Raw genomic sequence first — 12559 nt, forward strand, 5'->3', positions numbered from 1 at the left:
AAATTAGCAACGCAGGGTGATGTGAAAGCACAAACAGCATTAGGATTTGCTTATGGAAATGGTAACGGTACAGCACGCAATTACATAAAAGCGAAATATTGGTATGAAAAAGCAGCGCAGCAAGATTACGCACCAGCGCAATTCAATTTAGGCCTTTTATATGAAAATGGCTGGACAGGGAACAATAACTTTATATTAGCAAGAAAGTATTACCACAAAGCTGCAAACCAAGGCTTTATTAGTGCTCAAATAAATTTAGGAATTCTTTTTATAAATGGCAATGGAGGAGAAGTTGATTATTATCAAGCAAGGGAGCTTTTTCTGAAGGCTGCCGAATCCAGTAATCCTGTTGCCATGTATAATTTGGGTTATATCTATAACTATGGACTGGGCATTCCCAGAGATGATGTTCAGGCTGTAAAGTGGTATAGTCAAGCTACAGATCTTGGTTCAATGAGTGCAAGAAATTCGCTTGCTCTATTCTATGCAAAAGGTTTAGGCAATCTTCCAGTCGATAAAACCAAGGCATTGAAGCTAATAAGCACTTCTGCCTGCCAGGGTTACGCCGCAGCCCAAAATAATTTAGGTATATTGTATTTCGATGGCACGGATGAATTACCAAAAGATTATCTGCAATCCTACGCCTGGTCTTCAGTGGCTTTTCATAATGGTTTTAAAGAAGCAGGAGCTTTACGAGACTTAATTATTAAAAAATTAAAGGAGCAGGAAATTGAAAAAGCCAAAGAGCTTTCTAACCAATATATTAAAAATTACTCCCCTTCGCTTAATATGGATGGTACAGATAAAGAGTGTGAGGACTTACAATAAAAGTTAGTGCCGTATCATTGCAATAAATCACTTTTAACTGGTGAGGTTAATGCCTTAAATCAAATATGAAATGATGGTGATTGTAGCTTTAGCGATACATATATCGCAACTGATGTAGGGATTCTAACTGAAGGTCGAGGCTTGATAGCCACAACAGGTAGAAATGTTGCTGGATATTCAATCAGCGATATGATTAAAGGAACACTCAAACAGAACAGGGTGTTGTTTCAACAATACTTGGTTCAGTATTCGGCTATGGAACAGGAAAGAGTTTAGGGGCCGTAGCTAATGGGACTGTCGCAACAGCAGGTGGTGGGAATCATCACCCTGAACGACGTGATGACCACGCTGATGGGCGACCTGGTCAGTCAGAGGCTGGAAGAGCAGAAGAAAGGCGCTGCGTAAGGCCACCGCTTAAACATTAACGGCTCCCTGTGGGAGCCGTTTTTTATTTTATAAACTACTGCATAGCACAGCTGCTGGTTACGCCATCTCCGTTTGCAGACGCATAACCTGACGGTTGACTTCAGACATCACAGAGAGATGCTGCTTGTCTTTCACTTTCGGGATAAGGATTTTGCCCTTATCAAATTCGAAAGCCCCAACGTCCTTGATGTACAACCGTCCACGGAACAGGATCTTCACGTACTTCGCCACCTGAAGCGGGTTGTAGCGTTGGAAAATTTTCATTCTTTTCTCTCCTGCAGTATTGCGCTCCTGTGGTACCACAATCGGTCCAACGTGTCGGGGCGCAAAATTTAAAGCTCTAAAACTATAGTTCATAACCGGGAAGATACCCAGTATGTATAAGTTTATTTACCTTTTGATTACAGTAATTCAGAATTTTCGTTTCAGCTATACGCAGAAGGCAGTATAAGTCTTCGTTTTTTCTCATATATGTGCGTTCGCCCGCAAACTGGCATCGGGATTGCGGGTAAAGCGGCGAAATCGCACTTATGATTATTGTTCGAACCAAGTGGTCGGATCACCTGCATAAAATAAGGAAACACCATGACCCTACGTAAGCTGATGGCGCTTTCGTGCCTTTTACTGCCGCTGATGGCCTCCGCACACGATTTTCAGGAGGGGCAGCGCGTCCCGCCGGTGGGTATTGCTGACCGCGGTGAGCTCATGCTTGATAAGGATCAGTTTAGCTATAAAAACTGGAATAGCGCGCAGTTGCCTGGAAAAGTGCGCGTCGTGCAGCACATTGCCGGTCGCACCTCGGCAAAAGAGAAAAATGCCGCGCTGATTGAAGCGATCAAAGCCGCGAAATTCCCTCATGACCGCTATCAGACCACCACGATTGTCAACACCGATGACGCGATCCCCGGCTCCGGCATGTTTGTACGCAGCAGCCTTGAGAGCAATAAAAAGCTCTATCCGTGGTCGCAGTTTATCGTCGACAGTAACGGCCTCGCGCGCAAAGCCTGGCAACTGGACGAAGAGAGTTCGGCTATCGCCGTGCTGGATAAAGACGGTCGCGTGGCGTGGGCGAAAGACGGTGCCCTGACACAGGAAGAGGTGCAGCAGGTGATTGCCCTGCTGCATAAGCTACTGAAAGATTAATAAATAGAGACTCTGAAGCCGGGGTTGAGGAACGATTCACGCGGGGTGTAATCCAGCGGTTTTCCCTGCCAGTCGTGAACGTGCGCCCCGGCGGCAGCGGCGACGGCGTGCCCGGCAGCGGTATCCCAGACGTTAGTCGGCCCGAAGCGCGGGTACAGCTGCGCCTGCCCTTCCGCCACCAGGCAAAACTTCAGCGATGAGCCAATCGACGTGGTCTGGTGCTCACCCAGTTGTTGCAGGTATTCCTGCAGTTCGCCATCGGCGTGCGAACGGCTGATTACCACCAGCGGCGGCCTGGCGTCGCGCACCTGAATCTGCTTACGTACCCCGCATTCCTCTTTCCACGCCTTACCGTCGGCAGCGCTGTACATCATTTTCATGACCGGGGCATATACCACGCCCAATACCGCTTTCCCTTTATCAATCAATGCGATATTGACGGTAAACTCGCCATTGCGCTTGATAAACTCCTTGGTGCCATCCAGCGGATCGACCAGCCAGTAACGCTGCCAGTGCTGACGCACATCCCAGGCCGGAGGATCTTCTTCCGACAGCACCGGGATCTCCGGCGTCAGCGCCTGCAGCCCTTTCAGAATCACCGCATGAGCGGCGATGTCTGCCGCCGTCACCGGGGAGTCGTCCTGCTTGCTGGCGAGTTCCATCGGCTGTTTTCCGTCGTACACCTGCATAATGGCGTCGCCTGCCTCCCGTGCAAGCTGGCAAATTTTATCTAACATACCCACCTCTCGTGGTCGCTTTTGCGTTAACTCATTGTTTTATTTATATCGTATCGCGACGAAATCCGCTATCTGTGAGACATTGCCAGTTTCCTGAGTTTCTTTTATGGCAAGATTCACAGTTCTGTAAGCAACACGCTGTAATTACATTTATTTCTGCCGAACAGATCAACAAAAGGATGCCCCTGATGATTAAGTTTAGCGCAACGCTCCTGGCGACGCTGATTGCCGCCAGCGTACAGGCCGCCACCGTGGATCTCCGCATCATGGAAACCACGGATTTGCATAGCAATATGATGGACTTCGATTATTACAAAGACAGTGCGACGGAAAAATTCGGACTGGTACGTACTGCCAGCCTGATCAACGCCGCACGTAGCGAAGTAAAAAACAGCGTGCTGGTGGATAACGGTGACTTAATTCAGGGCAGTCCGCTTGGTGATTACATGGCCGCAAAAGGGCTGAAAAAGGGGGACGTCCATCCGGTCTATCAGGCGATGAACACGCTGGATTATGCCGTCGGTAACCTCGGTAATCATGAGTTCAACTATGGTCTCGACTACCTTCAAAAGGCGCTGGCGGGAGCGAAATTCCCCTATGTGAACGCCAATATTATCGACGTGAAAACCGGTCAGCCGCTGTTCACGCCGTACCTGATCAAAGAGACGCCGGTGCAGGACAGCGACGGTAAAACGCAAACCCTGCGCATCGGCTATATCGGCTTTGTGCCGCCGCAGATCATGACCTGGGATAAAGCCAATCTCGACGGCAAAGTCACCGTCAATGACATCACTGAAACCGCGCGCAAATACGTGCCGGAGATGCGGGCGAAAGGCGCCGATCTGGTGGTGGTGGTCGCCCACTCGGGCCTTTCTGCTGACCCGTACCAGACGATGGCGGAAAACTCGGTGTACTACCTGAGCAACGTTCCCGGCGTTGACGCCATTCTGTTTGGTCATGCACATGCGGTATTCCCCGGCAAAGATTTCGCCAGCATCAAGGGCGCGGACATTGAAAAAGGATTACTGAACGGCATTCCGGCAGTGATGCCAGGCATGTGGGGTGATCACCTTGGGGTTATCGATTTGGTACTGAATAACGACAGCGGCAAATGGCAGGTGACGCAGGCGAAAGCCGAAGCGCGTCCGATTTACGACGCGGTGAGTAAGAAATCGCTGGCGGCGGAAAACGCTGATTTAGTGAAAATCCTTAAGCCTTCTCACGACGGCACCCGTGAATTCGTCAGCAAACCGATCGGCAAAGCGGCCGACAATATGTACAGCTACCTGGCGCTGGTGCAGGACGACCCGACTGTGCAGGTGGTGAACATGGCGCAGAAAGCTTACGTCGAGCACTTCATTCAGGGCGATCCGGATCTGGCAAAACTGCCGGTGCTGTCGGCGGCAGCGCCATTTAAAGTCGGCGGACGGAAGAACGATCCGGCAAGTTTCGTTGAAGTGGAAAAAGGCCAGTTGACCTTCCGTAACGCGGCGGATCTTTATCTCTACCCGAACACACTGATTGTGGTGAAAGCCAGCGGCAAAGAAGTGAAAGAGTGGCTGGAGTGTTCCGCCGGGCAATTTAACCAGATAGACCCGACCAGCAGCAAACCGCAATCGCTGATCAACTGGGACGGTTTCCGTACCTATAACTTCGACGTTATCGACGGGGTGAATTATCAGATTGATGTCACACAGCCGGCCCGCTACGACGGCGAATGCCAGACCCTCAACGCGCACGCGGAACGTATCAAAAATCTGACGTTTAACGGCAAGCCGATCGATCCAGATGCCACTTTCCTCGTAGCGACCAACAATTACCGTGCCTATGGCGGCAAATTTGCCGGTACCGGCGACAGTCATATCGCTTTTGCTTCGCCGGATGAAAACCGCGCGGTACTGGCAGCGTGGATTGGCGAGCAGTCGAAGAAAGCCGGGGAAATTCACCCGGCGGCAGATAATAACTGGCGTCTGGCACCTGTCCACAGCAGCACGCCGCTGGATATCCGCTTTGAGACCTCGCCGTCAGCGAAAGCCGCCACGTTTATCAAGGCAAACGCGCAATATCCAATGAAACAGGTTGCCACTGATGAGATTGGATTTGCCGTTTATCAGTTGGATTTGAGCAAATAAGGTTTATGCCGGACGGCGCTTCGCCAGCACGTCCGGCAAATTCACTTCGATCCAGTCCGCCAGCGCCGCGACTTTCTCGCTAATCTGCTCTCCAGGCGGTGTCAGGCTATATTCAACATGGGGCGGCACGACAGGGTAAGAGACGCGGTCGACAAAACCATCCTGCTCCAGCGCCTGTAACGACTGCGCCAGCATCTTTTCGCTCACCCCGCCCATTTTACGCCGCAGATCGCTGAAGCGATGCGTACCGTCGCGCAGGGCAACCAGAATCAACACGCCCCAGCGGCTGGTGACGTGTTTCAGCACATCCCGCGACGGACACTGTTCGGCAAACAGGTTACCGTTGCGCATCTGCTCGCTCAGCGTCGGCGTCGGCGTCGGCGTCGGCATCGTCATTTTCATACTTACCTTTTTGTACGTACTTACTAAAAGTTAGTTAAGGTGTTAGCGTAGCACATCACCTGACGAACACGAAGGAGAAAACCATGATTGCTATTACCGGAGCGACCGGCCAGCTTGGCCAGCTTGTGATCGCTGAACTATTAACCCGCGTTGCCGCCAGCCAGATCGTGGCAATTGTTCGTAACCCAGCGAAAGCCGATGACCTCCGCCAGCAGGGGATTACCGTCCGCGAAGGTGATTATAACGATCCGGCGGCACTGACGGCGGCGCTTCAGGGCGTGGACAAACTGTTGTTGATCTCATCCAGCGAAGTGGGCAAACGCGCCGCGCAGCACCGTAACGTGATCAACGCCGCCCGTACGGTGGGAGTGAAATTTATCGCTTACACCAGCCTGCTGCATGCGGACACCTCACCGCTCGGCCTGCATGTTGAACACGTTGATACTGAAAAACAGCTGGCAGCGTCTGGCATTCCGTACGCTCTGTTGCGCAACGGCTGGTACACCGAAAACTATCTGGCAAGCGCGCCACCTGCTATAGAGCATGGCGTGTTTATCGGCGCGGCCGGAGACGGCAAAATCGCCTCAGCCACCCGTGCGGACTATGCTGCGGCCGCCGCCCGCGTCATCAGCGAAGACGGTCATGCCGGCAAAATATATGAACTGGCGGGCGACAGCGCCTGGACGCTGAGCGAGCTGGCCGCCGCGCTCAGCAAGCACAGCGGTAAACCGGTGACCTATCAGAACCTCAGCGAAGCCGATTTCGCTGCTGCGTTGAAAGGCGTTGGCCTGCCTGCGCCCATCGCCGACATGCTGGCTGATTCCGACACCGGTGCTGCGAAAGGCGGCCTGTTTGATGACAGCCACACGCTGAGTCGCCTGATCGGTCGCCCGACCACCGCACTTGAAAAAAGCATCGAACGCAGCCTGTAATTGTTAACAACTGGTTATTTTTTGTGGCACTCCACCGGGTCATCTCTGATAATGGGAAAATGACCCGCGTGGAGGACACCGTGCAAGGCGTACCCGATCAGTTCACCGATGAAACAGACAGCGCCCGCTTTCGCCATCTGGCGCACGTGCCCGGCGTTGAGCTTTATCATGCGCATATTTCCCGCTACGCCTTTGAACCTCATACGCATGAAGCATTTGGTATTGGCGCGATAGAACTGGGGGCGGAGCGCTTTCGCTATCGTGGTACCCAGTACGTGGCGCCGATCAATTCTGTGATCACAATGAATCCCGACGAATTGCATACCGGTGAAGCGGAAACGGCAGAGGGCTGGCGCTATCGAATGGTGTATCTGGAGCCGGATCTGCTCGAAGAGGTGACAGGCATTCGTCACTGGTGGTTTAGCGATGTCATGCGCATCGATCCGCTGCGCGCCCGACAGACTGGCACGCTGATTTACGCGATGTGGCATACCGACGATCCACTGGCGCAAAAAGGGTTGCTGTTGGATCTAATCGATACCTTTCGCCCTTTTGCCCACCATGCCCCCAACCGACAGGAAAGTGGTCACCGTTTCGACCGTGTGCGTGACTATCTGCATGACAACTACATGCACGCCGTCACGCTGGATGAACTTGCGCAGGTGGTGTCGCTCAGTCCGTATCATTTTCAGCGCCAGTTTAAGGTTCATTTCCACGTTACGCCGCATCAGATGCTGATGGCGATCCGTCTCTGGCGCGCCAAGAACTTTCTCACCCATGGCATGCCCGCAGCCGAGGTCGCCGCCGCAACAGGGCTGGTCGATCAATCCCATTTAACCCGCACGTTCACCCGCCGCTACGGCATCACGCCAGTCCGCTATCAGAAACAGGTCGCCCGGCGCTGATGCGCAATCTCATACAATACGCTTCTCCCTTCCCTGCCTACACTTTGGGTTCAACAAGCTTTAAGGGTTAAGCGATGATAAGCGGCGTGCTGTATGCCCTGCTGGCAGGGTTAATGTGGGGATTGATTTTCGTCGGCCCGCTGATCGTGCCGGAATACCCGGCGATGTTGCAGTCGATGGGACGCTATCTGGCGCTGGGGTTAATCGCTCTGCCGCTGGCGTGGCTGGGTCGCGGACGGCTGAAACAGTTGACACGTCAGGACTGGCTGACCGCGCTCGGTCTCACCATGATGGGCAATCTGATTTATTACTTGTGCCTCGCGAGCGCCATTCAGCGTGCCGGCGCGCCGGTTTCCACGATGATTATCGGTACCCTGCCGGTGGTGATCCCGGTGTTTGCCAACCTGCTTTACAGCCAGCGTGACGGCAAATTGCCCTGGTTACGCATGATCCCTGCACTGGTGTGCATCGCCTTTGGCTTGCTGTGCGTGAATATCGCCGAGCTGCGCTACGAATTGGTGGGTTTTAACGGGTGGCGCTATGGGTCCGGGATCGGGCTGGCGCTGATTTCTGTGGTCTGCTGGGCGTGGTATGCGCTGCGTAACGCGCGCTGGCTGCGGGAAAATCCGGATAAGCACCCAATGATGTGGGCAACCGCGCAGGCACTGGTGACGCTGCCGGTGTCGCTGGCGGGCTATCTTGCGGCTTGCGGCTGGCTGAGTATGCAGGACGTGGCGTTCCCGCTGCCGTTTGGCCCGCGTCCCGTGGTGTTTGTCAGCCTGATGCTGGCGATTGCGATTTTCTGTTCGTGGGTGGGCGCGCTGTGCTGGAATATCGCCAGCCAGCGGTTACCGACAGTGATCGTCGGGCCGCTGATTGTATTTGAAACGCTGGCGGGGTTGCTCTACACCTTTTTGCTTCGTCAGAGCGCCCCGCCATTGCTCACGCTAAGCGGTATCCTGCTGCTGGTTACTGGCGTGGTGATGGCGGTCAGAACGAAACCGACGCGTCCCACAGTTACGCCTGTAACTGAACAGGGCTAATCGTCAGAAAGTTTCCCAGGTGCCGTCGGCGGTTGCCAGTGCCGGAACCGATTTTTTTACCGTTGTTGCTGGACGGGCCGGCGTCGTTTTTGGCGCATTGCCGCGGAGGATTTTGAACACCGCGACAGTCTCGTTCAGACGTGCGGACTGTTCTTCGAGCGCCGCTGCAGCCGCGGCAGACTCTTCCACCAGCGAGGCGTTCTGCTGCGTCACGCGATCCATTTCAGCAATAGCCTGACCAACCTGATCAATGCCACGGCTCTGCTCATCCGACGCCGAGGCGATCTCAGCCATGATGTCATTCACACGCGTCACCGAGGTCACGATTTCCGCCATCGTTTCACCCGCTTCATGAACCAGCGAAGAACCGGTGCTAACGCGCTCGACCGAGTCTTCAATCAGCCCTTTAATCTCTTTGGCTGCCTGCGCGCTGCGTTGTGCCAGCGTGCGAACCTCACCCGCCACCACCGCAAAGCCTCTGCCCTGCTCACCGGCACGCGCGGCTTCGACGGCAGCATTCAGCGCCAGGATATTAGTCTGGAAGGCAATGCCGTCGATCACGCTGGTAATCTGCGAAATTTGGCCGGAACTGCGGGCAATTTCATCCATCGTGCGAACCACGCCATCCACCACTTCACCGCCTTTCTGCGCGGTTTTTGAGGCGGTCAGCGCGAGACCGGACGCCTGGCGGGCGTTGTCGGCGTTTTGCTTCACAGTGGCCGTCAGCTGTTCCATGCTGGCTGCCGTCTCTTCCAGTGATGCCGCCTGCTGCTCCGTGCGGGAAGAGAGATCATTGCTGCCTGCGGAGATTTCGCCCGCACCGGTGTAGATGGTGTCAGCGCCTTCGCGCACGATGGTGACCGTTTTCGCCAGCGCCTGCTGCATTTCACGCACGTTGCCCGCCAGCAGCGCCATTTCGTTACGGCCTTCGGCGTCAATAGGGTGCGTCAGGTCGCCTGCGGCAATCGCGCGAATGTGTTCCATCACCTGATGCAGCGGTTTCAGTAGTACGCGCTGCATCGCCACCCAGCTCGCCACAATCACCACGACAACGACCACCATAATAGTCGCGAGGATCCAAAGAATGCGCGTGTAATCGTTATTATTGTCCTGGATGCCAGCGTTGCTCAGTTGCGTCTGCATCGCACGCCATTCGCGGTAAGACTTCTGCATCGCCTGCTGTTTCTGTTCGGCGTTCTCTTTAAACATCTCTTCCAGTTTGCCCTGCTCCAGCAGAACATTCATGCGGGCAAGGGTGGCGGAGTATATGCCAAACTGTGTTTCCAGGCTCTCGGTCAGGGTTTGGTCGATTCCCGGGGTATTGGGCAGTTCGTGGTAGCGGTCATAGTGATCTTTGGCTTCCGCCAGCAGAGCGTTAGCCGTTTTCACCAGTTCACTTAACTGGCCGCCGTTGATTTGCGTTCCCATGCTGCTTTGCAGGCGCAGCATCCCGCGGTTGAGGGTGACGCGTGCCTGGTTGAGACTCACCCAGGCATCAGTAAATGCGGCGACGTTCTGGCTGGAGAGCTGAGCGACGCTGAAGTTGTGTTTATCGTTATTGAGCGCCTTAATAAATACTCCCGCAGAAAAGAGCTGCATTGCGCCGAGCACAAGCAACACCGAAATCAGCAGGGTGATGACTTTTATACGTTTGAACATGGATAGCCTTTTTTATATGCAGGTGTTGAGCACTATCTATCGGCAGCCGTTTGCGGTTGTTTAACGGCCTTTCGTTCAGGCGAGTTGCCAGGCGGCAATTTTTCAATACGGGTCAGAGCCTTAACGCACAAAATTTTTTGTGACAAAGCTCTCAAAATACAGCACCTCAAAAGAGGTATAGCGTTATTTTAAAGATGCATTTAATATGCATCTTATATTATTCATGATGAGGTAACTGCTATGGCCTTCCGCGACCAACCTTTAGGTGAACTGGCGCTCTCCATCCCGCGCGCCTCTGCGCTGTTCCGTAAATACGATATGGATTACTGCTGTGGCGGCAAGCAGACGCTCGAGCGCGCTGCAACCCGTAAGGAGCTGGATCTCGACGCCATCGAAGCCGAGCTGGCAATGCTCGCTGAGCAGCCGGTAGAGAAAGACTGGCGCGTGGCACCGCTCGGTGAAATCATCAATCACATCATTGTGCGTTATCATGATCGTCATCGCGAACAGCTTCCTGAACTGATCCTGCAGGCCACCAAAGTGGAACGCGTTCACGCCGACAAACCCACTGTGCCGCGCGGTCTGGCGAAATACCTGACTATGCTGCATCAGGAGCTTTCCAGCCATATGATGAAAGAGGAGCAGATCCTGTTCCCGATGATCAAGCAGGGCATGGGAAGTCAGGCAATGGGACCGATAAGCGTAATGGAAAGCGAGCATGATGAAGCGGGTGAACTGCTGGAGGTGATTAAGCACACCACCAATAACGTCACCCCGCCGCCGGAAGCGTGCACCACATGGAAAGCGATGTACAACGGCATTAACGAGATGATTGATGATCTGATGGAACACATCAGTCTGGAGAATAACGTGCTGTTCCCGCGTGCGCTTGCCGGGGAATAACAACATTGCCCGGTGGCGCAATGCCACCGGGCCAATCATTAACGCAGGTCTGCCCTACGTTTCTTACCGATATACAGCCAGCCTAAGCCCAGTGCGATAAACCACAGCGGCGTCACGATCAGCGCCTGACGGGTGTCATCTTCCAGCGTCAACAGCACAATAACGAAGACGAAGAACGCCATGCAGACCCAACACATCACTTTGCCCAGCGGCATCTTGTAGATCGATTTCTCATGCAGCTGTGGACGCTGTTTGCGGTACACCAGGTACGAGCAGAGGATAATCGTCCAGACGAACATGAAAAGGATCGCCGAGACGGTCGTAATCATGGTGAACGCAGTAATCACGCTCGGGTTAACGTACAGCATTACCACGCCGCCCAACAGGCAGATACAGGAAAAGGTCAGCCCTTTCGCCGGAACTGCGCGCTTAGAGAGTTTGGCGAAGGCTTTCGGCGCTACGCCGTCCTGCGCCAGACCGAACAACATACGGCTGGTTGAGAACACACCGCTGTTGGCAGAAGAAGCCGCGGAAGTCAGCACCACGAAGTTAATGATACTGGCCGCTGCCGGCAGACCGACCAGCACGAACAGCTCAACAAACGGGCTCTTGTCCGGTACCACTGAGCTCCACGGAGTGACCGACATAATGACGATCAGCGCAAACACGTAGAACATGATGATACGAATGGGAATGGAGTTGATGGCGCGTGGCAGGGATTTTTCCGGATCTTTTGTTTCCGCCGCCGTAGTGCCCACCAGTTCGATACCGACGAAGGCAAACACCGCTATCTGGAAGCCAGCAAAAAAGCCGCTCAGCCCTTTCGGGAACCAGCCGCCGTCATTCCACAGATGGGCAAACGAGGCTTCAACCCCGGTTGGTGACTGGAAGTGTGTCAGCACCATTACCAGCCCCACGATAATCAGCGCCACGATGGCAACGATTTTGATCATCGCAAACCAGAACTCCATCTCACCGAACATCTTCACCGTGGCGAGGTTCAGACTCAACAGCAGAACCACGACTGCCAGCGATGCCACCCAGTCGGAGAGTTCGGGGAACCAGAATTGCGCGTACGCTGTGATGGCGACAACATCGGCCATCCCGGTGACCACCCAACAGAACCAGTAGGTCCAGCCGGTGAAATACCCCGCCCACGGACCAAGCAGATCGGCCGCGAAGTCGCTAAAGGATTTGTACTCGAGATTAGACAGCAGCAGTTCGCCCATCGCTCGCATGACGAAGAACAGCATGAAGCCGATGATCATATAGACAAAGATGATCGACGGCCCGGCAAGACTGATGGTTTTACCGGAGCCCATAAACAGTCCGGTACCGATGGCGCCGCCGATGGCGATAAGCTGGATATGACGGTTAGTAAGATTTCGCCGTAGCGATTGTTCAGCCGGATCCTGCTCTTCAGCAGCGACTTTAACCTGATCTACCATG

Annotated in this window: 12 protein-coding genes and 1 pseudogene; 8 read left to right on the forward strand and 5 right to left on the reverse strand. The window is 54.0% G+C overall.

Features of this window, described 5'->3' with window-relative positions; all coding sequences use genetic code 11:
- Window positions 1-21 precede the first annotated feature (21 nt).
- On the forward strand, window positions 22-828 hold the full coding sequence (locus GTGU_RS24540; RefSeq protein ID WP_072011951.1) for a tetratricopeptide repeat protein: 807 nt from the start codon (window positions 22-24) through the stop codon (window positions 826-828).
- Window positions 829-1137: 309 nt separating this feature from the next.
- Window positions 1138-1215, forward strand: a pseudogene (locus tag GTGU_RS26610) (hypothetical protein); the annotation flags it as partial.
- 96 nt (window positions 1216-1311) lie between these two features.
- Here GTGU_RS26610 and GTGU_RS09790 read toward each other — a convergent pair.
- On the reverse strand, window positions 1312-1518 hold the full coding sequence (locus GTGU_RS09790; RefSeq protein ID WP_003856054.1) for a DUF1107 domain-containing protein: 207 nt from the start codon (window positions 1516-1518) through the stop codon (window positions 1312-1314).
- 321 nt (window positions 1519-1839) lie between these two features.
- Between GTGU_RS09790 and GTGU_RS09795 the strand changes: the two genes are divergently transcribed.
- The gene (locus tag GTGU_RS09795) at window positions 1840-2397 is read left to right on the forward strand and encodes a YtfJ family protein (RefSeq protein WP_038156218.1); all 558 of its coding nucleotides are present in this window, start codon (window positions 1840-1842) and stop codon (window positions 2395-2397) included.
- Here GTGU_RS09795 and cysQ read toward each other — a convergent pair.
- On the reverse strand, window positions 2394-3134 hold the full coding sequence (gene cysQ, locus GTGU_RS09800; protein WP_038156220.1) for a 3'(2'),5'-bisphosphate nucleotidase CysQ: 741 nt from the start codon (window positions 3132-3134) through the stop codon (window positions 2394-2396). The two genes, GTGU_RS09795 and cysQ, sit on opposite strands and share 4 nt — an antisense overlap.
- 188 nt (window positions 3135-3322) lie before the next feature.
- Between cysQ and GTGU_RS09805 the strand changes: the two genes are divergently transcribed.
- Window positions 3323-5266, forward strand: a complete 1944-nt coding sequence (locus tag GTGU_RS09805; protein WP_156964116.1) for a bifunctional 2',3'-cyclic-nucleotide 2'-phosphodiesterase/3'-nucleotidase — start codon at window positions 3323-3325, stop codon at window positions 5264-5266.
- A gap of 3 nt (window positions 5267-5269) precedes the next feature.
- Here GTGU_RS09805 and GTGU_RS09810 read toward each other — a convergent pair whose 3' ends face one another.
- On the reverse strand, window positions 5270-5662 hold the full coding sequence (locus tag GTGU_RS09810) for a winged helix-turn-helix transcriptional regulator (protein ID WP_245609601.1): 393 nt from the start codon (window positions 5660-5662) through the stop codon (window positions 5270-5272).
- Window positions 5663-5751: 89 nt separating this feature from the next.
- On the opposite strand from GTGU_RS09810, the gene GTGU_RS09815 reads away from it, so the two are divergent.
- The 3 genes from GTGU_RS09815 to GTGU_RS09825 all read left to right on the forward strand — a co-directional run bounded on the left by GTGU_RS09815 (window position 5752) and on the right by GTGU_RS09825 (window position 8548).
- Complete coding sequence (locus GTGU_RS09815; protein WP_038156223.1) at window positions 5752-6600, forward strand: SDR family oxidoreductase; 849 nt, start codon at window positions 5752-5754, stop codon at window positions 6598-6600.
- Window positions 6601-6680: 80 nt separating this feature from the next.
- Window positions 6681-7505 carry an AraC family transcriptional regulator gene (locus GTGU_RS09820; RefSeq protein WP_038156351.1) on the forward strand — a complete coding sequence of 275 codons (825 nt, stop codon included), beginning with the start codon at window positions 6681-6683 and terminating at the stop codon, window positions 7503-7505.
- 74 nt (window positions 7506-7579) lie between these two features.
- The gene (locus GTGU_RS09825; RefSeq protein ID WP_038156226.1) at window positions 7580-8548 is read left to right on the forward strand and encodes a DMT family transporter; all 969 of its coding nucleotides are present in this window, start codon (window positions 7580-7582) and stop codon (window positions 8546-8548) included.
- Window positions 8549-8551: 3 nt separating this feature from the next.
- Here the strand turns inward: GTGU_RS09825 and GTGU_RS09830 are convergent, their stop codons facing one another.
- A complete protein-coding gene (locus tag GTGU_RS09830) occupies window positions 8552-10207 on the reverse strand; it encodes a methyl-accepting chemotaxis protein (RefSeq protein WP_038156228.1) in 1656 nt (551 codons plus the stop codon).
- Window positions 10208-10447: 240 nt separating this feature from the next.
- Between GTGU_RS09830 and ytfE the strand changes: the two genes are divergently transcribed.
- Window positions 10448-11110: an iron-sulfur cluster repair protein YtfE gene (gene ytfE / locus GTGU_RS09835; protein WP_038156230.1), complete on the forward strand. Its 663-nt coding sequence runs from the start codon at window positions 10448-10450 to the stop codon at window positions 11108-11110.
- 38 nt (window positions 11111-11148) lie between these two features.
- On the opposite strand, the gene cycA is transcribed toward ytfE, so the two are convergent.
- The gene (gene cycA, locus GTGU_RS09840) at window positions 11149-12558 is read right to left on the reverse strand and encodes a D-serine/D-alanine/glycine transporter (protein ID WP_038156231.1); all 1410 of its coding nucleotides are present in this window, start codon (window positions 12556-12558) and stop codon (window positions 11149-11151) included.
- Window position 12559: the final 1 nt, after the last annotated feature.

This window comes from Trabulsiella guamensis ATCC 49490 (assembly GCF_000734965.1).
Classification (GTDB): Bacteria; Pseudomonadota; Gammaproteobacteria; order Enterobacterales; family Enterobacteriaceae; genus Trabulsiella; species Trabulsiella guamensis.

Excerpts from the sequence above, each read along its gene's own strand:
- GTGU_RS09790 (WP_003856054.1), bottom strand. The coding sequence starts at position 1,518 with ATGAAAATTTTCCAACGCTACAACCCGCTTCAGGTGGCGAAGTACGTG.
- GTGU_RS09795 (WP_038156218.1), top strand. The coding sequence starts at position 1,840 with ATGACCCTACGTAAGCTGATGGCGCTTTCGTGCCTTTTACTGCCGCTG.
- cysQ (WP_038156220.1), bottom strand. The coding sequence starts at position 3,134 with ATGTTAGATAAAATTTGCCAGCTTGCACGGGAGGCAGGCGACGCCATT.
- GTGU_RS09805 (WP_156964116.1), top strand. The coding sequence starts at position 3,323 with ATGATTAAGTTTAGCGCAACGCTCCTGGCGACGCTGATTGCCGCCAGC.
- GTGU_RS09810 (WP_245609601.1), bottom strand. The coding sequence starts at position 5,662 with ATGACGATGCCGACGCCGACGCCGACGCCGACGCTGAGCGAGCAGATG.
- GTGU_RS09815 (WP_038156223.1), top strand. The coding sequence starts at position 5,752 with ATGATTGCTATTACCGGAGCGACCGGCCAGCTTGGCCAGCTTGTGATC.
- GTGU_RS09825 (WP_038156226.1), top strand. The coding sequence starts at position 7,580 with ATGATAAGCGGCGTGCTGTATGCCCTGCTGGCAGGGTTAATGTGGGGA.
- GTGU_RS09830 (WP_038156228.1), bottom strand. The coding sequence starts at position 10,207 with ATGTTCAAACGTATAAAAGTCATCACCCTGCTGATTTCGGTGTTGCTT.
- ytfE (WP_038156230.1), top strand. The coding sequence starts at position 10,448 with ATGGCCTTCCGCGACCAACCTTTAGGTGAACTGGCGCTCTCCATCCCG.
- cycA (WP_038156231.1), bottom strand. The coding sequence starts at position 12,558 with ATGGTAGATCAGGTTAAAGTCGCTGCTGAAGAGCAGGATCCGGCTGAA.